We start from the raw sequence: 22,970 nt of genomic DNA, 5'->3' as shown, positions 1-22,970 counted from the left end.
GTCAAACCTGTTGCGTTTTCTAGTCATGAAAGACACCTCGATAAATGTATTTTCCACTTATCGAGGTGTCCGGGGAAATTAGACCACTGCAGGTATGCGGTGTCTTCGTAGGACCGGCTTCAGCCGGGAAGAGGCTGTTGTGTACGCCATCCATTCTGCGGCGTGACGCCTGGCGCCTTCCCGGCTAAAGCCGGTCCCACAAGGTGTACAGCCTTCCCAGCCAAGGCCAGTCCCACCAAGGGCGTTCGATCCGCTATGCGCCTGCCCCCAACATCTTCAACCACCGCCCCGGCGGGTAGCCGAAGGTCTTCAGGAAATGCCGCGTCATGTGGCTCTGGTCGGAGAATCCTGCCATCACCGACGCATCGCTCAACGACACGCCCAACGCTATCGAATGGCGCACCAGGTCCAGCCGGCGCAGGGTCAGGTAGCGGTAGGGCGTGGTGCCGAACAGCACGCGGAAATCCCGCGACAGGCGCCAGCGATCGGTGTCGCTGGCCTGTTCCAGATCGGTGAGGCTGACACCTTGCTCCAGACTGGCCATGAGCATTTCCCGCGCACGTTGCGCGCCAGCGTAGTTGACGGTCTGGCGGCCCTTGCGCACACCGGCGGCCGCTTGCAGGGCGATGGCCAGGTCGTAGATCGCGTCGTCCAGTTCCAGAGGATCCAGCGCGTTGTTCAGATCGGACAAAAGCGCCTGCGTCGCCCTGAACAAGCGCGGATCATTCGACGCCCCGCCCTTGATGAACGGCAGCGGCTTGCCACCGAGCACCTGCTGAATCATCGCCGGTTCCAGGTAGAACATCCGGTAGCGAAAGCCGTCTTCGGTCCCGGCGTGGCCGTCATGGGGTTCGTCGGGGTGCAGCACCATCGTCTGCCCCGGCAGGTTGTTGACCCGTTCCTTGCCGTACTGAAAGCTCTGCACCCCCGACATCGTATGGCCGATGGCGTAGGTGTCGTGGCGGTGCATCTCGAAACCGTGGCCGTGAAAATACGCCTCGATCCGCTCGATCTGCGGCAGCGGCGCGGCACGCAGCACCCAGTCCCGGGCGGAGTGGGTCAGATGGGTGTCTTCGTCTGCGTGTGTGTCCATTGGCAGCGCTCGCGGCAGTGGACGGCAGGTGCTTTGAGAGGACACCGGCCGCGTTCATGAAAAGGGGCTAACCGGGTTGCTTGAGCAACGCCGCCGATGCGTTGGACGCATGCACTGCCGGAGGCTTCTCGCTGAGCAGGTTCTGGATCGCCTGACTGTAAGCCTGGCGCCCGAGATTCATGCTGTTGTTGTGGTTACCACCCGGCACCATCAGCAGGTTCTTCGGCTCCTGTGCCGCGTCGAACAACGCTTCACTGAAACGCGGTGCGACGAACGGGTCCGCCGTGCCATGGACGATCAGCACCGGCATGTGCACGTCGGCGATCTTGTCGATGGAGTCGAATTTCTGCGAGACCAGCCAGCGCACCGGCAACGAGGTGCGTTTGCTGGCGACGGAGGACGCGACGTCGGCGAGGTTGGTGAAGGTCGATTCGATGATCAGGCCCCGCGCCTGAATTGGCCCGTCGCCTTTCTGCGCGTCCCGGCCCAGTTCGGCGGCGAGGTCAACGGCCACGGCGCCACCCAACGAATGACCGTATATGAGGCGTTTTTGCGGGTCGGGTTGAATCTGCTTGAGACGTTCCCAGGCGATGCGCGCGTCTTCATAGACCGACGCTTCCGACGGCAACTGGCCCTTGCTCTGACCGAAGCCGCGGTAATCGATGGCGAGGATGGAAAAGCCCAGGGCGCGCAGTTGTTCGATGCGGAACAGCTGACCGGTGAGGTTCCAGCGCGAGCCGTGCAGATACAGAATGGCGGGAGCGTCTTTTTTGTCCGAAGCCCACCACCAGGCATGGATGTTCTGCCCGAGGCCAAACGATGGCCCCTTGAGTTCCAGCTCTTGCACATCGGACGGCAGGCCGCGGTACCAGCTCGCCGTGCCGGGCTCGATCATGAAGACCAGTTCACGCTCCTTGTGCTGCAGCGCTGCGCAACCGACCGGCAGACCGACGACGATCAGCAGCATGCACAGCCAGAAGAACCAGCGAGCCTTGAGCCGCGCCAGGGAGAATGTTCGCATTGAGAAAGGTGTCCGGTGCAGAAGTGAGTGCATCGGCAGTTTGCCACTCATTGGCGGGGTGGGTCCTGCTCTTTTCGGCGAAAGGCTTCTGTCGAAAGGCCTTCTGTCGAAAGGCCAGCCCACACCAGTGACGGTGCCCTGCGAGGGTCAGCGCCAGACACCTTCCGCCAGAATCAGTAACCCGAGCCCGAAGCCGCCGCCCCACTGACGATCGCGATCCCGGAACTGGTCCCCAGTCGCGTCGCACCCGCTTCGATCATCGCCACCGCTGTTGCATAGTCACGCACGCCGCCGGACGCTTTCACGCCAACGCCCTGCCCCACGACCTTGCGCATCAGGGCGACGTCTTCCAGGGTCGCGCCGCTGCGGCTGAAACCGGTGGAGGTCTTGACGAAGGCGACGTTGAGGTCACGGCAGATCTCGGCGGCGCGGGTTTTCTGCGCGTCATCCAGCAGGCAGGTTTCGAAGATGACCTTCAGCGGGACCGCACCACAGGCATCTTTCACGGCAGCGATGTCGTCGCGCACTTCATCAAACAGACCGTCCTTCAGCCAGCCGATGTTCAGGACCATGTCGATCTCGCCCGCGCCGGCCGCGATGGCCTGCTTCGCCTCGAAAGCCTTGGTGTCGCTCAGCCCGGCACCCAGCGGGAACCCGACCACGGCGCAGACTTTGACGGCCTGACCTTCCAGCAACGAGGCGGCGTAAGGCACCTGGCCAGAGTTCACGCACACCGAATAGAATCCGTGCGCATGGGCTTCGCGGCACAGGGTGGCGATCTGCGCGCGGCTGGCGTCGGCGGCCAGCAAGGTGTGGTCGATGTACTGGGCGAGTGCTGCGGGTTCGATCTTCATGGCCAATCGTTTCCTGATAGTGAGGCGGTAACCAGCGACACGCTTTAAGCTTCATGCCTGAGCGCATCATTTTATGTTGTAAATATAACAATGAATGTTATTTTTTTACCATATCCATTCGACAATCGGAATGCCCGTGGACAGTAAAAAATCCGACCGGATCAAATTGATCCAGCAAGCCCTGCACGATCAGAAGGCTATTCACCTGAAGGAAATGGCCGCCCTGCTGGACGTTTCGGAGATGACCCTGCGTCGTGACCTGACCCGCCACCCCGACAAATTCCACTTGTTGGGCGGGCACATCACCCTGGCATTTGATCCGTCGGAGGCCAGTGATTACAAGGTCACTGAGCAAGGCACCCGCCACGTCGAGGAAAAGCGCCGGGTCGGCAAGCTCGCGGCAGCGTTCATCCAACCCGGCGATACGGTGTTTTTCGATTGCGGCACCACGATCCCTTTCGTCATCGACTTCATCCCGGACGAGCTGGAATTCACCGCCGTGTGCAATTCCCTTAACGTCCTGCTCAAGCTGCAGCAGAAGCCCAACTGCTCCATCGTGTTGTGCGGCGGCACCTTTCATCGCAAGAATCAGGTGTTCGAGCACCACAGCGAAGCGACGATTCTGGATGGCATCCGCCTGACCTGGGCGTTCGTTTCGGCGGCCGGAGTCAGCGACGAGCTGGGCGTGACCTGCTTCAACTTCAATGAAGTGGAGGTCAAGCAAAAGGTCCTGCGCCAAGCCCGGCACTGCATGTTGCTGGCCGATCATTCCAAGTTCGACGCCGTGCGCACCGCGCATTTCGCGACGTTGCAAGACTTTCATGTGGTGGTGAGCGACAAGAAGCTGCCGAAGGTTTATCGGGATTTGATTGAGGGGTATGGGGCGCGTTGGGTGGTGTGATCAGCCCTGAATTTGTGTTGCCTGCGCCACCGCATTCGTGAGCAAGCTCACTCCCACAAGTATGATGTGGTTTCAAGATCCGAGGATGGAAACTGATCACTGTGAAAGTAAGCAAGCTCACTCTCAGCGAATCAGAAGTCACCGGACATCTGTGGACGGAAACCGATCACCATGGGAGCGACCGGGGTGGCGCTCCACCTTGATCGCGAAGGCGCCTTCAGCGTTTCAGATCGCTTTCCAGCTGCCGCACCTCTTCAGCCCCCAGATACCCCGTCGTCACGCTGAACGACGCGCTCTCCCCCGCACCCAACAAACGCACATTACCTTTGGCCTTTTCCGCCAGATACCCCTCGGGCTCGCAAGTCGCAGGCAGCACAAACGCAGCCACCTGCTGATCAGCGTTGTGCAGGATCCACCGCGCCGCATGGTCGAACTGCGCCGGTTGATAACGCGTGTAAAACGCCGGGCCTTCAGGGTGCTTGAGCAGGAAATGCGCATTGCCCTGGGCGTCCGCGTGGACGCCGTCGAAGAAGCAAACGATCTCCGGGTCGTACAAATCAGGCGTGCTCAGGCTTTCCAGCCGCGAAGGGTCTTCGGTGAGTTCGGCCATGTACGCCGACCATGCCGGCGTCGGCTTGACGTGGGCCGGCACGCTGCTGCGAACCCGTGTACGCGCCATGCCCAATGGCTCGACGAAACGTCCGCCGTCGACGTAGGCATAGTTCATGTGCGCCATGTACATCAGCTCCATCGGCTTGCCGGCCAGGTTGCGCACGTCCATGCCGATGTCGAACAGCGCCGAACCCGGGCGCAAGGTCACGCTGGGCCTGGCGCGGTAGTGGTCGCCAAAGCCCATCACATATTCATACTCGCCGCCGATGCGCAAAAACCCGCCGCCAGCGTCCTCGCCGATCTCCAGCCAGGCGCTGTCCATGGGCGCGCAGGGCATTTCGCCGTGCAACGGATGATCGTCTTCCGGCGTCGGGCAGCCGTTGCGCAAGATCCCGCTGTGGAACATGAAGCAGCCGTAGGTGCCTATCACCGTTGGGCTCGGGCGCGGCTGCTCGAACATGTTGCGCATGGTCAGGTCGCAGCCATCGAACACCGCTGACCAGACCATCTGCCCCTGATAAGGCAGCACCACGACCCGGCCGCGGTCATTCTCCAGCGCCAGGGCTTTCACGCCGCTGGGATAGGTCCAGGCCAGCACACGAAAGTCAGCGGATTCCAGCAGCGTCTTTTCATCGCCACTGAACAGCTCCGGGTACAGCGAAATCGTGGTGCGCGTTTCGGTGCCCCTCATGATGCCGTCACCGCGCCAGCCGGCGCCTGGGCCGGCAGCGGATCACGCATGCACTTGATGGCATAAGCGACGATCGCCACAAAGCACAGCAGTGGCACGGTGTAGGCGATCTGCATGTTGCCGCCGGTGGCGTCGGAGAGCAGGCCCTGGAAGATCGGCATCACGCCGCCGCCGACAATACTCATCACCAGCAGCGAACCGCCGACGCCGGTGTCCTCACCCAGACCGTCGATGGTCAGGCCATAAATGGTCGGCCAGCACGGGCCCAGGAAAATACTCACACCCACCGCCGCATACACCGCGCTGATGTTCGGCACCAGAATCGTGTAGGCCAGCAGTACGATGGCCAGCACGCCGTAGATCGCCAGCACCTTGGCCGGGGACATTTTGCGCATCAGCAGGTTGGCGACCATCTTGCCGACGAAGTACGCCGCGAAAGTGGTCAGCAGGAACCACGAGGCGCTGCGCTCGTTCATCCCGCCCATCTGCATCGCCAGGCGAATGGTGAAACTCCACACGCCCACTTGGGCGCCGACATACAGAAACTGCGCCAGCACGCCGAAGGTAAAGCGCGGGTTGCGCCACAGACGCGACAGGCTCTGGCCGATGCTGCTGGATTTGACGTTGGCCTTGACGATGCCCTTGCACGCCGGAAACTTGGTGAACGCGATCAGCACGAACATCAGGACCAGCACCGCGATCATCCATTTATACGGCAGCAGCGTGGACTGAATCATCTGCAGTTGCTGGACGGCGGCTTCCGAGGCGCTCATTTGCGTCAACTGCTCGCGGGTGGCGTCGGTGTCCTTGAACATCACAAAACTGCCCACGTACACGCCGGTCATCGCGCCGAACGGGTGGAAGGTCTGGGAAATGTTCAGGCGACGGGTACCGGTTTCACGCGGCCCCATCAGCGTCGAGTAGGTGTTGCAGGCGGTTTCAAGGAAAGCCAGGCCGGCCGCGATGACGAACAGCGCCATCAGGAACATGCCGTATTTGGCCATCGACGCTGCGGGGAAGAACAGCGAGCAGCCCGCCATGTACAGCACCAGGCCGATGAGGATGGTGGTCTTGTAGCTGAAACGTCTGACGACCATCGCCGCCGGAATCGCCACGAAGAAGTAACCGAGGTAGAACGCCGATTGCACGAACGAGGTCTGCACATCGCTGAGCAGGAAGGCTTTCTTGAAGTGCGCGATGAGCACGTCGTTCATGCTCGCGGCCGCCGCCCACAGTGCGAAACAGCAGCACAGCAGAAGAAAGGCGAACCACGGCGTGCGGTTCAGGTAGAACCCGTCCGGTGATTGTTGGAGCGCGGGCTTTGTCATTGTTGTTCTCCGGGAAGTACAGGAAATACCCGCCCCACCGATCAGGCGATCGGCAAGGCGCGGCGGCTCAAAGAGTGTCGAGAAAGTGGCTGAACGCGGCAGCGTCCGGGTAGGAACTCTGGGTGCCGAGGCCGGTGACCGAGCACGCGGAATAGGCCACCGCGCGGGTCATGGCGTTGCGCATGTCGCCGTCTTCGCTCCAGTGGCGGGCGAAGCAACCGATGAACGCGTCGCCGGCGCCGGTGGTGTCGCGGGCATCGACCTTGATGCCTTCGACGCGAAATTCGCCTTCTTCACCGACGTACAGCGCGCCCTTCTCACCGAGGGTGACGATGACGTGACGAATGCCGTCCTGCACCAGTTGCCGGGCGGCCGCGCGGGCCGATTCCACCGAGTCGATGACACGCCCGGTGACCAGCGCCAGTTCGGTTTCGTTGGGAATGAAAAAGTCCAGCTGCGACAGGTGCTCGCGGCTCAAGCCCTTCACGGCAGGCGCAGGATTGAGCAGCACCGGAATGCCGTTGGCCTTGGCGAATTCGATGGCGTAGTAAACGGTTTCCAGCTCGATTTCCAGTTGCAGCACGATGAGCGTGCAGTCGCGCAACGCGGCCTGGGCAGCGTCGATGTCCGCAGGTTTCAGGTGCGCATTGGCGCCTTTGACGATGAGGATGCTGTTGTGGGAATCGCTCTGCACGAAGATCGGCGCGACGCCGCTGGATACGCCGGGAACGCGCTGGACGAATTGGGTATCGATGCCGTAGCGCTTGAAATTGGCCAGGGTGTTGTCGGCAAACATGTCGTCGCCGACCTTGCTCAGCATCAGCACGTCAGCGCCCAGCTTGGCCGCCGCAACGGCCTGATTGGCGCCCTTGCCGCCGCAGCCCATGGCGAAATTCGGTGCTTCGAGGGTCTCACCCTGCGCCGGCATCCGGTCGATGTAGGTGATCAAATCCACCATATTGCTGCCGATGACCGCGATCTTATTCATGTGTGTGAGTACCTTGTTCACGCGCTGGGCCCGAAGAATGAGCCACCGTCGCGGTTTTATTTTTGTTATTTAAATAACATTTTGTGTGACTATTCAACCTATTTCTTCCCGGGGAGACATGCGGCCTGGTATCGGGTGCACACGGTGTTCATGGGAAGCGGGCTGTAAGCCCTGAGGCAGAGGGTTTCCAGCCACTGGTCGTACAGACCACGAATTCGCGCAAACGTTTGCGGTGAGGGGCAGACAACGCCGAATTTGAATGGTGGAAGCGAGCCGAGGGAGGAGGTCTGCCCGCAAAAGCCTGCGGGCCGGGCGCTGAAATCAGATCAGGAAATGACTACATCAGGAAATACAGCAGGAGGATATTCGCCACCAGCATCACCAGCGCGGTGGGGATTTGCGCTTTGATCACGGCATATTTGTCAGGCAGTTCCAGCAACGCCGCAGGTATCAGGTTGTAGTTGGCCGCCATCGGCGTCATCAGCGTGCCGCAGTAGCCCGAGAACATGCCGATGGCGGCCATCACCGCCGGGTTGGCGCCGTACATGCCCACCAGCACCGGCACGCCAATGCCGCCGGTCATCACCGGAAACGCGGCGAAACCGTTGCCCATGACGATGGTGAACAGCGCCATGCCGAGCACATACACCATCACCGCGACGAGGCGAAAATCCAGGTTGATGTATGCCGTCGCCAGGTGCGCCACGGCCTTGCCGACGCCCGCATCGTTGAACACCAGGCCGAGCATCGCCAGCATCTGTGGCAGCACCAATGCCCAACCCAGCGCTTCGGTCAGGCGCCGCGATTCGCGCATGGCCTGCACCGGCGTGTCGCGGGTCAGCCAGCAGGCCAGGGCCAGCGCCAGCAGACTGCCAATGCCCAGCGACACGAACGTGCTGTTGGCCGGGTCCAGCAGAAAGACGTCGCCAAACTTGATGTTCTTCAGCAGCACCGCGCCAATCACGGTGACCAGAGGAATCGCCAGCGCCGGAATGAACAGCTTGTTCTTCAAGCGCCCTGCACTCTCCCGCCGCGCCCGGTCGTTGAGGTTCTCATGCTGGCCGAAACCCACGCCGCCGAACCCGGCGATCACCGCCATGACGATCACCCCGACGCCCACCCACACCGGTGGCAGCTTCTCGCCGACCAGAAACGCGATGGCGAACAAGCCCCAGAACAAGCCCGTGGTCCAGCGCTTGGGATTGGTCCGATCGGTCGCGGTCATGAACGCGGTGATCGCCAGAATCACGCCCGCCAGCCAGTACAGGTATTGAATGGAAATGATCATCGCGCCAGCTCCTTGTCGACCGCGGAAGCCGGCGGCAGCGCCGTCAGCTCACGGTTCAGGCGCTGATCAAAACGGTGCAGGCGGATGGCGTGGATGACGAACGCACAGATCGCTGTCGGAATCCCCCAGAAGGCGATGTGCATCGGGTTGACATCAATGCCGGAGCCGAGCAGGAAGGTGTGCATCAGCGCAATCGCACCAAACGCGACGAAGATGTCTTCACCAAAGAACAGCCCGACATTGTCGGTCGCTGCGCACAACGCCAGCAGCTTGATGCGCAACCCCTCGGGCAGCTTGCCGAAACGCGATTCAGCGGCGCCCTCGGCCATGGGCGCGAGCAACGGCCGCACCATCTGCGGGTGGCCGCCGAGGCTGGTCAGCCCCAAGGCTGCAGTGGTTTCCCGCACGAACAGGTAGGCGATCAGCAAACGTCCGGCCGTCGCGCCGGTGAACCGGGCGATCCAGTTCTGCGCGTGCAGACGCAGGCCGTGGCGTTCCAGCAAACCGATCACCGCCAGAGGCAAGAGGATGATCAGCGGCAGCGTGCGGGTTTTGATGAAGCCCGTGCCGATGGTCGCCAGAATGGTTTCCAGCGGCATGCTGGCGGCAAGGCCGGTGGCCAGAGCGGCAAGCGCCACGACCAGCATCGGGTTGAAACGCAGGACGAAGCCCAGAACGATGACCAGCACGCCAAGCAGCGGCCAGAGGTTGATAGCGGTTTGCATGATGGGGTTCTCGTTGGCAGTGGCGGTACCTTGCTGGGGCACGAATGAGGAACAGGGTCGAGAAACGAGCGATGACAGCACTTATGCTCAGCACAGGCTAAGCCCAGGCTCAACGGAGTCACAGCGCCGCTGCCCCATGGCACCGCAGTCCCGCCGGGGCGTCCAACGGGAAAAACCCGCTATGGTCCATAAGATTTTCTGTTGCCGGGATGGCATGCAACCTGCTGTTCCAGTGCTCGGTTTGCACAGGCCGTGCCGGTCACGATGTGTCGATCGCAGGTCATGCTGAATGTCAGCCGGCGCTCAATTGCTTAAGGAAATCCCTCGGTGAATCTCAAGTTTCTGGAAACCTTCGTCTGGGTCGCGCGGCTGAAAAGCTTTCGTCTGACGGCGGAAAAGCTGTTCAGCACCCAGGCCTCTATCTCCAGCCGCATCGCCGCGCTGGAGGACGAAATGGGCGTGCGCCTGTTCGTCCGCGATTCCAGGGGCGTGTCGCTGACCCAAGAGGGTCTGCGCGTGCTCGAATACGCCGAGCACATCATGGACACCATGCAAAGCATGAAGGCGGCGATCAAGGACCCGAGCCAGGTGCGCGGCCGCATCCGCATCGGCGCCATGGATACGGTGATACACACCTGGCTCAGCCCCCTGGTAACACGCCTGATGAAGTGTTACCCGAACCTGGAAATCGAGCTCACCGCCGAGACCGCCAGCAACCTCTGCTCGCAGCTGGAAAAGGGGTATCAGGACATCATTTTCCAGACCGACGTGCTGCGTTTTGACAGCGTGCGCAACGCGGTGCTGGCGCGCTATCCCCTGCGCTGGGTAGTGCCGACCGGCTCGGCGTTCGACCGCCCGGACGTGACCCTCGAAGAGATCGCCGAAGCGCGCATCGTCACGTTCTCGCGCAACTCGCGGCCGCACCAGGACATCCTCAACATGCTGCACACCGCCAACATCGTCACGCCACGGATCAACTGCGTGAACTCGGCGTCGGCGATCACCCGCCTGGTGCGCGACGGCTTCGGCATCGGCGCGCTGCCGGTGACGCTGGTCCATGGCGAACTGGCCCAGGGCGCGTTGACGCTGATCGAGAACGTGCCGCTGCCGCCGCTGATGGACATCGTCGCCAGCTGGCGCACCGGCGCGGGCATGGAGTTGGTGGAAGACATCGTCAGCCTGACCCGCGAGGTGGTAAACGCGTTCGCTCAGGAGATGCCGGAAGGGTTTGTACTGGAGGGCGGACCCGAGTAAGCCCGATCAATAGCCCCCCCGCCCCTCCAGCAGCGTGTCCAGCAGCCACGTCCCCGCCGGGCCCAGGCTTTTTTGCCGGGACCAGATCACGTCGACCGCCGAGCTGCGCGGCCAACCCGGCACCGTGAGTTCCTTCAACCGGCCCTGACCGCAGGTGCTGACCAGCCAGCGCGGCAGTGCCGACCAGCCGAATCCGAAGATCGCCATGTCCATCAGCAGCAGGTAATTAGGCGCTGACCAGCTGCGCCGCGCGCCACTGGGCAGATCGTCGGTGGGCACGCTTTCGTCGACGATGGTGTTCAGGCGCAACGCCCGATGCTGCGCGAGATGGCGATAATCGACGGCCTTTTCAGTGGCCAGCGGGTGGTTGTGGGAAACGAAGATGCCGAAGTCGGCGCGCTCGACGATAGTCGCGTAGCCCACTTCCGGCGGATACGAGGCCTGGGCCGACAGCAAACCCAGGGAGGCACGACCCGTCTGGATCAAGTTGATCGCGTCGCCGTGCTCGGCAAACACGCACTCCAGTTCCAGCTCCGGAAAGCGCTGATCGAGTTCGGTCATGCGTGCCTGAAATTCAGCGAACTGGTTGGCGTCGGACAGCACCAGCGTCAGGCGCGGCTCCATCCCTTCAACCAGACGCCCTGCCGCGCGGCGCAAGGTGTCGGACGCTGCGAGCACGTCTTCGATGCGCCCTTCCAGCGCCCTGCCCGCTTCGGTAAGCGCCGGATGGCGGGTTGACCGATCAAACAGTTCGACCCCCAGATCAATCTCCAGCCGCGAAATGGCCTCGCTGATGGTCGATTGACTCTTGCCCAGCCGTCGCGCAGCGGCACTGAACGAGCCCAGCGCGATGGTCTGCGCGAACGCTTCAAGGGCTTCGGGGGAATAACTCACGGGGTGGCACCTCTGCACAGCGCTGAATTCTCCATCGGTTTTTCCGATGGGACCGATTTTCACTCTAGCCCATCGCACCACGACAATGCACACCTGCCCCGAAAAAGTGATCGCCCCCATGCCTCTGCATACCCTGACCTCCCACACGACCGCGAAGCCGGTTGTGTCGCGAAAGTCCCTCAAAGAGCGCGTCCTGCATGCGCTGCTGTTCGAACTGATCGGCGTGCTGATGTTTGCGCCAGGGCTGGCCTGGGTGCTCGGCCAGTCCATTGGCAAGATGGGCGCGATGACCGTGATGATCTCCACGATCGCCATGCTCTGGAACATGGTCTTCAACGCCGGGTTCGACCGCCTGCGGGCGCAGTTGGGTTTCGCCCTGAATCTCAAGGCGCGTGCGCTGCATGCCATCGGCTTTGAAGCGGGACTGATTTTCCTGGTGGTGCCGATGGTGGCGTGGTGGTTGTCGGTCACATTGCTGGAAGCCTTCCTGCTGGACATCGGCCTGGTGCTTTTGTATCTCCCGTACACAATGCTGTTCAACCTGGCCTACGACGGTATTCGCGAGCGACTGATCGCCCGGCCCCAGTCATGCGCCGCTGATTGATAACCGTGTAATTGGTCTCCCCTAAACCTCCTTCATTGGCTATTCGGCGTGCCCCAGCGCCGACGTAAGCTTTCGCCACGTCCAGCGGCTATCGCCGGCAACCTTTGAAGAGAGCACTGACATGAACAACCGAATCGCCTGGGCCCAGAAATCGCCGGAGGCCTACAAAGCCATGGTCGGGCTGGAGACGGCGCTGAGCAAATCGGGGCTGGATCATTCGCTCTCGGAGCTTATACGTCTGCGTGCTTCGCAGCTCAACGGCTGTGCGTACTGCGTCAACCTGCACGCCAATGACGCACGCAAGGCCGGCGAAACCGAGGCCCGTCTGCAGACCCTTAGCGTGTGGGAAGACACCGAATTCTTCACCGAGAAGGAAAAGGTCGTACTTGCCTGGGTGGAAAGCCTCACGCTGCTGCCCGTGCACCGCGCGCCGCAGCATCAGTACGAGGCGCTGCTCAAGCACTACAGCGACGCCGAGGTGGTCAACATCACGCTCGCCGTCGCCACCATCAACGCCTGGAACCGCTTCGGCGTGGGCTTTGCGATGATGCCGAGCTGATTCCCGTTATTGGCCTGACACCCGCAAGAACCGCCCGCTGATCGCCACGCCCAGCAGCATCACAGCGATGATCATGAACGCCGCGCCGAGGCTGCTGAGGTGAGCGACAAAACCGATGCCGGCCGGCCCCATCAAAATGCCGATGTAGCCCAATGTGGTGATCGCCGGCACTGCCACGTTCTCCGGCATGGTTTTCTGCCGGCCGACCGCGCTGTAAAACACCGGCACGATGTTGGAACAGCCAATGCCCACCAGCGCGTACCCGCACAGCGCCGCCTGCCAAACCGGAATCAGCGTCGCGACGGTCATCCCGGCGGCCGCGCACAGCCCGCCAAACAGGATGATCTTGTGCACACCGAGGCGCCGGACGATCGGATCGCCGCACAGGCGCCCAATTGCCATGAACAGCGCGAACACCGCATAACCGAACCCTGCGTAAGACGGCTCGACCCCGCGCTGGGCGCTGAGGAACACCGCGCTCCAGTCGAGCATCGCGCCTTCGGTGAGGAACACCGTGAAGCACATCAACCCGATGAACAGCACCACGCCCCGCGGAATCGCAAACGCCGGCCCGCCCGGTTCGCTGCCATAGGGCAACAAGTGCGGCGCGGCTTTATACAGCGCGAGGGCAATGAACAACGCGACGAAGGCCATCGCCAGCCACGGCCAGACGCCAACGCTCAACAACGCCGACACCCCCGCCGCCCCCAGAATCCCACCGCAGCTGAACAGCCCGTGAAACCCGGACATCATGGTCTTGCCGCTCGCCCGTTCGACGATGATCGCCTGGATATTGGTGACGCAACCCAGCGCGCCCATGCTCGCGCCATAGACAAACAGCGTGGCGACCATCAGCGGCACCGAGCTGAGCGTCGCCAATAAAGGCAGGCACACACAGGCGATGCCGCCCGTTATCACGATCAACCGCCGACAGCCATAACGCACCGTCATCGCTCCGGCCAGTGGCATGGACACGATCGAGCCAATGCCCAGGCACAACAGCAACAACCCGAGGCCGGCGTCATCCAGGCCCAGACGGCTTTTCGCATAAGGCACCAGCGGCGCCCAGGCCGACATACTGAACCCGGTGACAAAAAACGCGATACGCGTCGAAAACTGCTCCAGCCGCCCCGGTACCACGGGCGCTGCGGTGCTGATGGAAGTCATTGCCGCTCCCTTGAAATGCTTGGACGGGGACTCTTGGACGGGGACAGATTCATTTACGGTGAAGCGCTGTAAATAAATCAGTCCCCTCGAAATAGTCCCCTCGAAATAGGGACCAGCCTAACAAAGCTTGAAACAATGCCGAAGAAGGGATGTTGAAGGGAGTGGCCTCACGAACGCCTCAATCGATCTCGCCGACACGGACGCGGAGCGTGGGAACGATCAATTGCTTCAGCCGGAAAGAGGCCTGTGCGTACACCATTCATTTTGCGGCGCGGCACTCGACGCCTTCCCGGCTAAAGCCGGTCCCACTATTCAAACGCGCCCATGGTAGGACCGGCTTCAGCCGGGAAGCCGTTGCTGTTGCTGTTGCTGTTGATCTTCTACGCGGTAGTTCAAACACCGCCAATCGCGACTTTGGTGCAGGCCGAACGCAGACGACGCGGAGTGGGCCGAGCGGCATGGATGCCGCGAGAGCGCCGCCAGGACATGGATGTCCGTTCGGCGCGGGCCCACGGAGCGTCGTCGGAGTGAGGGAACCCGACGAAGTCGGGCCAAACCGAGAGCAGGCACTTTTGGTTACTTTTAGTGCTTTTTAAAAGTAACTCGCCGAAGGCGAAACCCGAGGCCCCTAGGCCGACCGCTGTAGATCTTGATCTTGATCTTGATCCCGAACGAGCATCGTTTACTGCCAGCCCACCTGCGGTTTACCAGATTGCTGCGGACCGACGGCACGACCTCAGATAAACTCTGCGCCGTTGCAGTGCGCTATGCCTCAAAAAGCGCCTCAACAAGTGCCATCAAAGCGCGCCATCAGAGCCCGCCGATAAAAGCATCCCTGCACCCCAATCCTGAAGCATCGAAAACAAGGAGCCCCTGTGTACAAGGGCGTTGCGTTATCGGTCATGGCCTCCTGCCTGTTCGCGGTCATGTACTACTACACCTCACTGCTCACGCCATTGAGCGGTGAAGAAATCTTCGGTTGGCGCATGCTGCTGACCCTGCCCTGCGTGACGCTGTTCATGCTCTCCACCGGAGACTGGAAACTCGCCCGCGCCCTCGCCGCCCGTGTGCGTCAGACGCCTGCCCTGCTGGCGGCGATGGCGCTGTCAGCCACCTTGATGGGCGCGCAATTGTGGCTGTTCATGTGGGCGCCGCTGCACGGCCGCAGCCTGGAAGTATCACTGGGGTATTTTCTGCTGCCGCTGACGATGATCCTCACCGGACGCGTGGTGTATGGCGAACACCTGTCCCACCTGCAAAAAATCGCCGCCTGCTGCGCCCTCGTCGGCGTCGGCAACGAACTGCTGCGCCTGGGCAGTTTTTCCTGGGAAACCCTGCTCGTCTGCCTGGGTTATCCGCTGTACTTCGTGCTGCGGCGCAAGCTCAAGACCGACAACCTCGGCGGCCTGTGGTGGGACATGCTGCTGATCCTGCCCGTCGCGGTGCTGTTCATCTGCCAAGGCAACCCGTCGGTGGTGGAACAATTCCCGCGGTTCTATGTGCTGATTCCGGTATTGGGGGCGATCAGTGCGTCGGCGCTGGTCAGCTACATTCGCGCCAGCCGCCTGCTGGCGTTCAGCGTGTTCGGCCTGCTGAGCTACGTCGAGCCGGTGCTGCTGGTCGGCGTCGCCCTGCTGCTGGGCGAATCCATCGGCCGCGATGAATGGATGACCTACCTGCCCATCTGGCTGGCGGTCATGGTCCTGGTGGGAGAAGGCGCCAAACATGTGTTGGCCCAGCGGCGACGCAACAGCGTGTGAATTGACGTTTGCTCGTTGGCAGCGTTAATGACCGAAGCGCGCCAGCTGCATTTCCTGCAACCGGCTCAGCGTGCGCCGGAACGCGAACGCCAGGTAGCCTTCGGTGTACAGCTCGGCCATCGGCATCGCGGCTTCTATGTACAGCGGCACCTTGCGGTCGTAGCACTCGTCGACCAAGGCGATGAAGCGCCGAACGCCGTCGTCGTAAGGCGACAGCTGGGGCAGCTCGCGGTCCCCCGCCGTCACCTGTTCAACGCCATCCTCGGTACCACGGGCAATGCGCCCTTCGCGCTGGGGCGCGCTCAACGCCGGCACTTCACTCAACAAGACCGCTTTATAGCGATCGCACAGCTCGATGAAATCCATCGCCGCCAGCGGTTGCTCGCACAAGTCGGCATACCGGCACCAGATCACCGTTCGACTGCTGCGCACCCCCGGCACATGGCGACGGCCTAACGGCACCGGTTGAGTCGACACCGACTCACCGCTGCTCAGCGCTTCGAATACCTCCACCAACGCGCTCGGCCCCTGCTCCGCCTTCACCCAGTAACGCTGCTGAGCCTGACCGGGGTGCAACCGGTGGTCCTCGCCGCCGTCAACCGACACCACTTCCATGAAGTGGTTGATCGCTGTAATAGCGGGCACGAAACGCTCGCGGTTATGCCCCTTGGCGTACAGCTGCTCGGGCAACTGATTTGAGGTGCAGACCAGCACCACGCCCTCGTCGAACATCGCGCGCAACAGGCCGCCGAGAATCACCGCGTCGCCGATGTCATTGACGAACAACTCGTCGAAACACAGCACGCGCACGTCCTGGGCCAGCTCCCGGGCCAGCACCTGAAGGGGTTTGGCCACGCCAGTGAGCTGGAACAGCCGCTGATGCACCCACCGCATGAAGTGATGAAAATGCTGGCGCCGGGCCGGGACCTGCAGGCCTTCGTAAAAACGGTCCATGAGCCAGGTCTTGCCACGCCCCACCGGGCCCCACAGATAAACGCCCTTGACCGCGCGACCGCGCTTGCCATCGTTCAGCCCCTGCCAGCACGCCTGCAAGTGCAACGCGGCAGTGCGCTGGGCCTCGTCCGGCTGAAAATCCTGGGCATCAACGGCCTGCTGCCAGGCCTCAAGTGGAGACAGAACGGTCATCGAAACGCTTCACTGCGCAGTGGAATTTTGGTCGTGGCGTCTGGAATACGAGGCGCCCAACAGATAGAAGCAGCCGCCGGCAATGATAAACGCCGCCAGCATGTAGAACATGAAATGCGCCGACTGGGTCGCCAGTGCGAAGCCGCACAGCACCGGCCCCAGCGCGCCGCCGAGGTTGGAGAGGTTTTGCGCGCCGTAATACATGCCGCGCAAATGAGTGGGCGCGATGCGGTCGATGAACATGTACTCGGCGGGAAACACGATGATCTCGCCGAGGGTAAACACCGCCACCGCCAGCGACCAGTGCAACACCGTCGTCGACAGGGCGAACCCCACCACGCCCATCAGGAACAGGCTGAAACCCGCGGTCAGCCACTGATTCAGGTACTCATGGCTGATGCGTTTGCCGACCAGGTACTGCAAGCAGATCACCACGGCGGCGTTCACCGCGACCACCGAGCTGATCACCTGATAGGTAAATTCCGGCGTACTGGTGGTAACCAGGTATTGTGAGAGGTACGCCGTGAACTGCCCGAACACCACCGCGCTGAGCACGCCGCCGACGGTGAAGCACACCAGTCGGTAGTCCTTGAGCAGGATGCGTCCGACGGCGATGAAGGAAATCGGCGCATTGGCCGGGTCCGCCGAGCTCAGCTTGCGGTCCCCGTGCATCGCGTACACCACCAGGAAACCCAGGCCCAGCGCGGCCGACATCACGAACGGCAGCTTCATGTTCCAGTGCGCCAGCCCTGCGCCAATGAACGGCCCGACCGCATAACCGATGTTGATCAGCGTATAGCGCACCGAGAATACCTTGCTCTGCTCGGCCACCGGCAGCAGCTTGCCGAATGCCGCCTTGACCACGATATCAATGACCGAATACGCGAAATTGAACGACACCAGAAACAGGAAGAACAGCCACAGCTTGCTGGTCACACACATGCCGATGAAGCCGGCGACGAAGAACCCGGTGAAGCACAGAATCAGCCGGTAGCTGGACAGTTTGTCGGTGAGGTAGCCGCCGTACAGACTCAGCAATGAGCCGGCAATCAGCGCTCCGCCGACGACCATGCCGATGTCGCTCATGCCCAGGACGAAATTCGAAGAAAGGTAAATCACCAGGTACGGCAGAGTAATCGCCCTGCCCAGCGTCAGAAACAACGACGACGAAAGCAGGAGATTGACCGAAGCCGGGTAGTGTCTGAGCGCAGCGAGCATCCGTGTTCTGTCCTTGATGACGTGCCGAGCCTGGGCGACAGGAATCGGCGAGCTGTTTGAGTCAAACATCGTTACATAATCGGCCGCGACAGGACACATGAAGAATGAGTGAAAGGCAGCAGGGTGCGGCATTCCTGCGACTGGCCGTCGCCGCTTACATTCCGTAACATCCCCTCCTTTTGCCCACCGCCCTTCAGGAATGTCATGAAACCCGCCCGTCTTCGCGCCGATGTCCTCGCCGGACTCACCACCTCTTTTGCCCTGGTGCCCGAGTGCATCGCCTTCGCGCTGGTCGCGCACCTCAACCCGCTGATGGGCCTGTATGGGGCCTTTATCATCTGTACGCTGACCGCGCTGTTCGGCGGGCGTCCCGGCATGGTCTCCGGCGCGGCGGGTTCGATGGCCGTGGTCATCGTGGCGCTGGTGGTGCAACACGGCGTGCAGTACCTGCTGGCGACGGTGTTGCTGGGCGGGTTGGTGATGATCGCGTTCGGACTGCTGCGCCTGGGCAAACTGGTGCGGATGGTGCCGTATCCGGTCATGCTCGGGTTCGTCAACGGCCTTGCCATCGTTATCGCCATGGCGCAGCTGGAGCATTTCAAAAGCGGCGAATCCTGGCTCAGCGGCACGCCGCTGTACCTGATGATCGGCCTGGTGGCGCTGACCATGGCGGTGGTGTACCTGCTGCCGCGCCTGACCCGCTCGGTGCCGCCGGCGCTGGTCGCCATCCTCGGCGTCGGCCTGCTGGTGTACCTGTTCGACCTGCCGACGCGCACCCTCGGCGACATGGCGCACATCGCCGGCGGTCTGCCGAGCCTGTCGCTGCCGGACGTGCCGTGGAATCTGGAGACCCTGCAGATCATCGCGCCCTACGCGATTCTCATGGCGCTGGTCGGTCTGCTGGAAACCCTGCTGACCCTGAACCTCACCGACGAAATCACCGAGAGCCGCGGCTACCCCGACCGCGAGTGCGTTGCCCTCGGCGTCGCCAACCTGGCTTCGGGCCTGTGCGGTGGCATGGGCGGCTGCGCGATGATCGGCCAGACCGTGATCAACCTGAGTTCCGGCGGCCGCGGTCGTCTGTCCGGCATCGTCGCCGGGGTAATGATTCTGATGTTCGTGCTGTTCCTGTCGCCCCTCATCGAGCGCATTCCCTTGGCGGCGCTGGTCGGCGTGATGTTCGTGGTGGCCCAGCAGACGTTCGCCTGGGCGTCCTTGCGCGTGCTGCGCAAAGTTCCGCTGAACGATGTCTTCGCAATCATTGCCGTGACCATCGTCACCGTCCTCACCGACCTGGCCACCGCCGTGCTGTTCGGCATCCTGGTGGCGGCGCTGAATTTCGCCTGGCAACAGGCGCGCGAGCTGTACGCCGACAGCCACACCGAGCCGGACGGCAGCAAGATGTATCACCTGCACGGCACGCTGTTCTTCGCCTCCACCACGCCCTTCCTGGATCAGTTCGATCACGTCAACGATCCGCAACAGGTCACCCTGGACTGCCGTCATCTTATCTTCGTGGACTATTCCGCCATCGCGGCACTGAAAACCCTGCGCGAGCGCTACCACAAGGCTGGGAAGCACCTGCGTGTCGTGCACCTGTCGGAACGCTGCAAAAAACTGCTCAAGCGCGCGGGTGTGCAGCACGCCTGAGCCGCGCGTTGAGCCTCGACATGCGGGTTAATTGAGCGCTCGCAGAACCGCCTCGGTCGCCATCACCTGCGCGTACTCACCGTGCAGGTTGGCCAGCGACATGGCGTGGATGTCTTCGGCACTGCGCGATTGCCCGAAGAAGTCCACGCCGTCGAAGGTGAAGCAGGCGTCGTGGGGCACGATGACCTCGAAGCCGAGATTGCCGCCAGTGCGCGCGGTGGACTCCACGGAATTGTTGGTCACCACACCAACGATCACCACCTGATTGATCCCGTCCGCACGCAGCCAACCTTCCAGCGCCGAATGGCAGAACGCGTCGGGCACCTGTTTGTGCAGCTCGCCTTCGTCATCCCACGGCATAAACGCCGGTTGAAACTCGACACCGGACTGCTGCGGCCAGAACACCGAGTCCGGTGAGCGGGAGAAATGCCGCACGTGAATCACTGCGCGCCCGCTGTCGCGCCATGCGCTCAGCAGCTCAAGCATCCGCTGCTCGGCATCGGGGTTGTTGCGCCGCCCCAACTTCGGGTGGTTGATGCCCTGCTGCATGTCGATGAGGACCAGGGCGGCTTTCGGTTGGATGTGCATGTTGTTCCTTTTGATGACGTCAGTGCCGTGAAGACCAAGGCGCGTTGAAAGTATTTCATCGCCTTCACTCACGACCTCCGGTTTACCCAGACTATCTCGACCACCGGTTACCGCGCGAGCCATGGAGGGCAGATACTGTTGCCCATCCACCCACGAATGAGCACTCAGGCCTAAAGGAGATCGACATGACTCATCCCACCAATCTGATTGGTAAAACAGCACTGGTACAAGGCGGCTCGCGCGGTATCGGCGCTGCGATCGTCAAGCGTCTCGTCGAACAAGGCGCAGCGGTGGCGTTCACCTTCGTCAGCTCCGAAGCCAAAGCCCGGGAACTGCAAGACAGCATCACCGCAGCCGGCGGCAAAGCCCTGGCGATCCAGGCCGACAGCGCCAACGCCGAAGACATCCGCGACGCCGTCGCCGAGACCGTGAAGACCTTCGGCGGCCTCGACATCCTCGTCAATAACGCCGGTGTGCTGGCCATCGCGCCGCTGGACGAATTCACCCTCGAAGACTTCGACCGAACCCTGGCGATCAACGTACGCAGCGTGTTCATCGCCAGTCAGGAAGCGGCGCGTCACATGAAAGAAGGCGGCCGCATCATCAACATCGGCAGCACCAACGCCGACCGCATGCCCTTCGCCGGAGGCGGCGTCTACGCCATGAGCAAATCGGCGCTGGTCGGCCTGACCAAGGGCCTGGCCCGCGACCTCGGTCCGCGCGGCATCACCATCAACAACGTCCAGCCCGGCCCGGTCGACACCGACATGAACCCGGCCGACGGCGAGTTCGCCGAAACACTAATGGGCCTGATGGCCATCCCGCGCTACGGCAAGTCCGAAGAAATCGCCGCGATGGTCGCCTACCTCGCCGGCCCCGAAGCGGGCTATGTCACCGGCGCCAGCCTGACCATCGACGGCGGCTTCGGCGCCTGATCCCCGCGCACTCGCCACCGACACGAAGCCCCGGACCTCGTTCAGGAGCCGGGGCCTCGGACTTTTTTGCTTAAGCGCATGAAAATTCTGAAAAAAAGTTTTGCCTTCGCCAAAGCTTTCGACTACATTAGCGCGCCTCGACAGACTGAACGTCTGAAGAGATACGGTGAAGTGTCCGAGTGGCTTAAGGAGCACGCCTGGAAAGTGTGTATACAAGAAATTGTATCGAGAGTTCGAATCTCTCCTTCACCGCCACATTAAAAACGCCTGTAACTTCAACGAGTTACGGGCGTTTTGCATTCTGGGGTGTACGTAGTATTTGTACGTAAAATTCCTCCGCTAATCCCTCGTTTTACCCGGCGCCCTGCCCCGCTAAACCTCACCTCTACCATGCTGTTTATTCACCTAAAACCCCCTTCAGGCGACAGTATAAGTCTACCCACTACCCTTGAATTGCCTTTACTACATCGTGCCTCCTGCGGGCTCTCATCCGCCCTCCTGAGGGCCATCATCACCCCCACCACACCCGCCAGATATTGCAAGAACTTTCGTTTGACTTTTTGCCCCAAACGAGCGGATATCCGCCACTACAGGCGAACCACCCAACGCGGCGACTACGCCGAAGGAAGTGACCCACATAACGAGCTAACCACAAGGAGACGCACCCGCCATGTCCGATATATTCTGCAAAGCCCCGCGTTCCCTTCTGCAAGCCCACCATTTCTTAAGTCTGACCACTCGCCAGCCCGTCACTTTCTGCACAGTACAAGATTCTGTGGGTGTTCATGAAAGATCGGCACGACTACTTCACCGGCGAAGGCAAGCTGTGGTTCGACAATCAGAACTAGATCGCCAGCGCTTCTGGCTGTAGCCTCACAACGGCGAAAGAGTTCATCAAAAAATTGCGTGAGCATGGATACCTGACTATCGAAAAGCGCCGTATGCACGGATGCGCCCGTGAAATACCTGAATGACGGGGCTGGGTTTGTCAGGAAGCAACGCCGTGAGGACGCCTACAAGCAGATGTTCACCGCTTGTAATGGACGCTACAAGATCGATGCCGAGGGCTCGTCACCTGAAGGGGGTGCAAGCATCGCCACTGGAAACAGCACCTATAGGATGCAGTCAAACTACTGGTACATCCGATTTTCCCGCCTCCAATGACGCAGGACTTGTACCGCAGACTGGACATGCTAGTTCTGGATTTTCGCAGGTATACCGCAACGGAATGCCTTTACGGCGAAGACCGGCTAGCGGTTAACCACCGCACGTTTCTTCATCGCAAAAACATCGACAAATGGCCTACCCCACTCGCCGCGTGGGCTACACGCAAAAATCCGCAGCTCACACGCAAATTACACACAGCTTTATCCACAGGTCATGCGTTGCGGTTAGTGTCGCAAACGCATTATCTTGTAGGTGCTCGCTGATGAAAACCCTACATGTGGGGTTTGGGAGCGATCTGTTACTGAGCCTCAGGCGAGGCGGAGGAAAGGAAGTCTGCAAATGGGCACGCCGAAGTTGACGGACCGAAACGTACCCATTTGCACCAGTTCAGAACCAAACCCGATATCGAATCGTCAGTCCTGACGGGATGCCATTGAGCCAAATACGCTAGTGTTTGGCAACCGATAATAACTATCGGAGGCTCCCGCTGGACTGGCAACCCTTATGCTGTTCAATGGGAGTAATCG

21 protein-coding genes and 1 tRNA gene are annotated in these 22,970 nt (G+C 61.5%); 9 read left to right on the top strand and 13 right to left on the bottom strand.

Annotated elements, in window-relative coordinates; translation table 11 throughout:
- Positions 1-253: 253 nt before the first annotated feature.
- The 3 genes from QWI18_RS18405 to deoC form a co-directional block, all read right to left on the bottom strand.
- Positions 254-1,093 carry an AraC family transcriptional regulator gene (locus QWI18_RS18405; protein WP_369319486.1) on the bottom strand — a complete coding sequence of 280 codons (840 nt, stop codon included), beginning with the start codon at positions 1,091-1,093 and terminating at the stop codon, positions 254-256.
- 67 nt (positions 1,094-1,160) lie between these two features.
- The gene (locus QWI18_RS18400) at positions 1,161-2,114 is read right to left on the bottom strand and encodes an alpha/beta hydrolase (protein ID WP_369319485.1); all 954 of its coding nucleotides are present in this window, start codon (positions 2,112-2,114) and stop codon (positions 1,161-1,163) included.
- 173 nt (positions 2,115-2,287) lie between these two features.
- Positions 2,288-2,968 (bottom strand): deoxyribose-phosphate aldolase, encoded by a 681-nt coding sequence (gene deoC / locus QWI18_RS18395; RefSeq protein WP_369319484.1) that lies wholly within the window; start codon positions 2,966-2,968, stop codon positions 2,288-2,290.
- A 130-nt stretch (positions 2,969-3,098) separates the two neighbouring features.
- Between deoC and deoR the strand changes: the two genes are divergently transcribed.
- Positions 3,099-3,869: a DNA-binding transcriptional repressor DeoR gene (deoR, locus tag QWI18_RS18390; RefSeq protein WP_065989462.1), complete on the top strand. Its 771-nt coding sequence runs from the start codon at positions 3,099-3,101 to the stop codon at positions 3,867-3,869.
- A 217-nt stretch (positions 3,870-4,086) separates the two neighbouring features.
- Here deoR and QWI18_RS18385 read toward each other — a convergent pair whose 3' ends face one another.
- The 5 genes from QWI18_RS18385 to QWI18_RS18365 form a co-directional block, all read right to left on the bottom strand.
- Positions 4,087-5,172, bottom strand: coding sequence for an aldose 1-epimerase family protein (locus QWI18_RS18385; RefSeq protein ID WP_369319483.1), 1,086 nt, complete (start codon positions 5,170-5,172; stop codon positions 4,087-4,089).
- Positions 5,169-6,500 (bottom strand): L-fucose:H+ symporter permease, encoded by a 1,332-nt coding sequence (gene fucP / locus QWI18_RS18380; RefSeq protein WP_065989457.1) that lies wholly within the window; start codon positions 6,498-6,500, stop codon positions 5,169-5,171. Before fucP ends, QWI18_RS18385 begins: the two co-directional genes overlap by 4 nt.
- Positions 6,501-6,567: 67 nt before the next feature.
- A complete protein-coding gene (gene rbsK / locus QWI18_RS18375; protein WP_369319482.1) occupies positions 6,568-7,488 on the bottom strand; it encodes a ribokinase in 921 nt (306 codons plus the stop codon).
- A 337-nt stretch (positions 7,489-7,825) separates the two neighbouring features.
- Positions 7,826-8,776 carry a DUF979 domain-containing protein gene (locus QWI18_RS18370; RefSeq protein ID WP_369319481.1) on the bottom strand — a complete coding sequence of 317 codons (951 nt, stop codon included), beginning with the start codon at positions 8,774-8,776 and terminating at the stop codon, positions 7,826-7,828.
- On the bottom strand, positions 8,773-9,501 hold the full coding sequence (locus tag QWI18_RS18365) for a DUF969 domain-containing protein (RefSeq protein ID WP_192134371.1): 729 nt from the start codon (positions 9,499-9,501) through the stop codon (positions 8,773-8,775). The genes QWI18_RS18370 and QWI18_RS18365 overlap by 4 nt, the downstream gene beginning before the upstream one ends.
- A gap of 327 nt (positions 9,502-9,828) precedes the next feature.
- Here QWI18_RS18365 and QWI18_RS18360 point away from each other — a divergent pair, with 327 nt between their 5' ends.
- A complete protein-coding gene (locus QWI18_RS18360) occupies positions 9,829-10,755 on the top strand; it encodes a LysR family transcriptional regulator (protein WP_065989446.1) in 927 nt (308 codons plus the stop codon).
- Between the two features lie 6 nt (positions 10,756-10,761).
- Here the strand turns inward: QWI18_RS18360 and QWI18_RS18355 are convergent, their stop codons facing one another.
- Positions 10,762-11,649, bottom strand: a complete 888-nt coding sequence (locus QWI18_RS18355) for a LysR family transcriptional regulator (RefSeq protein ID WP_192134376.1) — start codon at positions 11,647-11,649, stop codon at positions 10,762-10,764.
- A gap of 118 nt (positions 11,650-11,767) precedes the next feature.
- Here QWI18_RS18355 and QWI18_RS18350 point away from each other — a divergent pair, with 118 nt between their 5' ends.
- A complete protein-coding gene (locus QWI18_RS18350) occupies positions 11,768-12,253 on the top strand; it encodes a multidrug/biocide efflux PACE transporter (RefSeq protein WP_369319480.1) in 486 nt (161 codons plus the stop codon).
- A gap of 121 nt (positions 12,254-12,374) precedes the next feature.
- A complete protein-coding gene (locus tag QWI18_RS18345) occupies positions 12,375-12,812 on the top strand; it encodes a carboxymuconolactone decarboxylase family protein (protein ID WP_192134378.1) in 438 nt (145 codons plus the stop codon).
- A gap of 6 nt (positions 12,813-12,818) precedes the next feature.
- Here the strand turns inward: QWI18_RS18345 and QWI18_RS18340 are convergent, their stop codons facing one another.
- Entirely contained in the window at positions 12,819-13,979 is a 1,161-nt protein-coding gene (locus QWI18_RS18340) for an MFS transporter (RefSeq protein ID WP_369319479.1), read from the bottom strand.
- 875 nt (positions 13,980-14,854) lie between these two features.
- Between QWI18_RS18340 and rarD the strand changes: the two genes are divergently transcribed.
- Positions 14,855-15,739 (top strand): EamA family transporter RarD, encoded by an 885-nt coding sequence (gene rarD / locus QWI18_RS18335; RefSeq protein WP_065989432.1) that lies wholly within the window; start codon positions 14,855-14,857, stop codon positions 15,737-15,739.
- A 24-nt stretch (positions 15,740-15,763) separates the two neighbouring features.
- Here rarD and zapE read toward each other — a convergent pair whose 3' ends face one another.
- Together zapE and QWI18_RS18325 are read right to left on the bottom strand one after the other, a co-directional pair.
- Positions 15,764-16,885 (bottom strand): cell division protein ZapE, encoded by a 1,122-nt coding sequence (gene zapE / locus QWI18_RS18330; protein ID WP_369319478.1) that lies wholly within the window; start codon positions 16,883-16,885, stop codon positions 15,764-15,766.
- A gap of 9 nt (positions 16,886-16,894) precedes the next feature.
- Entirely contained in the window at positions 16,895-18,103 is a 1,209-nt protein-coding gene (locus QWI18_RS18325) for an MFS transporter (protein ID WP_369319477.1), read from the bottom strand.
- A gap of 204 nt (positions 18,104-18,307) precedes the next feature.
- On the opposite strand from QWI18_RS18325, the gene QWI18_RS18320 reads away from it, so the two are divergent.
- Complete coding sequence (locus tag QWI18_RS18320; protein ID WP_369319476.1) at positions 18,308-19,753, top strand: SulP family inorganic anion transporter; 1,446 nt, start codon at positions 18,308-18,310, stop codon at positions 19,751-19,753.
- Between the two features lie 27 nt (positions 19,754-19,780).
- Here QWI18_RS18320 and QWI18_RS18315 read toward each other — a convergent pair whose 3' ends face one another.
- Positions 19,781-20,341: a cysteine hydrolase family protein gene (locus tag QWI18_RS18315; RefSeq protein WP_369319475.1), complete on the bottom strand. Its 561-nt coding sequence runs from the start codon at positions 20,339-20,341 to the stop codon at positions 19,781-19,783.
- A gap of 185 nt (positions 20,342-20,526) precedes the next feature.
- On the opposite strand from QWI18_RS18315, the gene QWI18_RS18310 reads away from it, so the two are divergent.
- The 3 genes from QWI18_RS18310 (at position 20,527) to QWI18_RS18300 (ending at position 22,440) form a co-directional block, all read left to right on the top strand.
- Positions 20,527-21,276 carry a 3-oxoacyl-ACP reductase family protein gene (locus QWI18_RS18310; RefSeq protein WP_296310414.1) on the top strand — a complete coding sequence of 250 codons (750 nt, stop codon included), beginning with the start codon at positions 20,527-20,529 and terminating at the stop codon, positions 21,274-21,276.
- Between the two features lie 165 nt (positions 21,277-21,441).
- A tRNA-Ser gene (locus QWI18_RS18305) sits at positions 21,442-21,531 on the top strand.
- Positions 21,532-22,233: 702 nt separating this feature from the next.
- Positions 22,234-22,440, top strand: a complete 207-nt coding sequence (locus tag QWI18_RS18300) for a hypothetical protein (protein ID WP_369319474.1) — start codon at positions 22,234-22,236, stop codon at positions 22,438-22,440.
- Positions 22,441-22,970: the final 530 nt, after the last annotated feature.

The sequence above is a fragment of the Pseudomonas sp. W2Oct36 genome, assembly GCF_041060465.1.
Taxonomy (GTDB): Bacteria; Pseudomonadota; Gammaproteobacteria; order Pseudomonadales; family Pseudomonadaceae; genus Aquipseudomonas; species Aquipseudomonas graminis_B.
The sequence above is the reverse complement of the archived record's forward strand: the minus strand, read 5'-3'. Positions and strand labels throughout refer to the sequence as shown.

Bases quoted from the DNA above. Each gene is read 5' to 3' on its own strand.
- QWI18_RS18365 (WP_192134371.1), bottom strand. From the start codon at position 9,501: ATGCAAACCGCTATCAACCTCTGGCCGCTGCTTGGCGTGCTGGTCATC.
- QWI18_RS18340 (WP_369319479.1), bottom strand. From the start codon at position 13,979: ATGACTTCCATCAGCACCGCAGCGCCCGTGGTACCGGGGCGGCTGGAG.
- QWI18_RS18350 (WP_369319480.1), top strand. From the start codon at position 11,768: ATGCCTCTGCATACCCTGACCTCCCACACGACCGCGAAGCCGGTTGTG.
- QWI18_RS18320 (WP_369319476.1), top strand. From the start codon at position 18,308: ATGAAACCCGCCCGTCTTCGCGCCGATGTCCTCGCCGGACTCACCACC.
- deoC (WP_369319484.1), bottom strand. From the start codon at position 2,968: ATGAAGATCGAACCCGCAGCACTCGCCCAGTACATCGACCACACCTTG.
- QWI18_RS18400 (WP_369319485.1), bottom strand. From the start codon at position 2,114: ATGCGAACATTCTCCCTGGCGCGGCTCAAGGCTCGCTGGTTCTTCTGG.
- QWI18_RS18325 (WP_369319477.1), bottom strand. From the start codon at position 18,103: ATGCTCGCTGCGCTCAGACACTACCCGGCTTCGGTCAATCTCCTGCTT.
- QWI18_RS18310 (WP_296310414.1), top strand. From the start codon at position 20,527: ATGACTCATCCCACCAATCTGATTGGTAAAACAGCACTGGTACAAGGC.
- QWI18_RS18370 (WP_369319481.1), bottom strand. From the start codon at position 8,776: ATGATCATTTCCATTCAATACCTGTACTGGCTGGCGGGCGTGATTCTG.
- deoR (WP_065989462.1), top strand. From the start codon at position 3,099: ATGCCCGTGGACAGTAAAAAATCCGACCGGATCAAATTGATCCAGCAA.
- QWI18_RS18405 (WP_369319486.1), bottom strand. From the start codon at position 1,093: ATGGACACACACGCAGACGAAGACACCCATCTGACCCACTCCGCCCGG.
- QWI18_RS18345 (WP_192134378.1), top strand. From the start codon at position 12,375: ATGAACAACCGAATCGCCTGGGCCCAGAAATCGCCGGAGGCCTACAAA.
- zapE (WP_369319478.1), bottom strand. From the start codon at position 16,885: ATGACCGTTCTGTCTCCACTTGAGGCCTGGCAGCAGGCCGTTGATGCC.
- rbsK (WP_369319482.1), bottom strand. From the start codon at position 7,488: ATGAATAAGATCGCGGTCATCGGCAGCAATATGGTGGATTTGATCACC.
- fucP (WP_065989457.1), bottom strand. From the start codon at position 6,500: ATGACAAAGCCCGCGCTCCAACAATCACCGGACGGGTTCTACCTGAAC.
- QWI18_RS18385 (WP_369319483.1), bottom strand. From the start codon at position 5,172: ATGAGGGGCACCGAAACGCGCACCACGATTTCGCTGTACCCGGAGCTG.
- QWI18_RS18315 (WP_369319475.1), bottom strand. From the start codon at position 20,341: ATGCACATCCAACCGAAAGCCGCCCTGGTCCTCATCGACATGCAGCAG.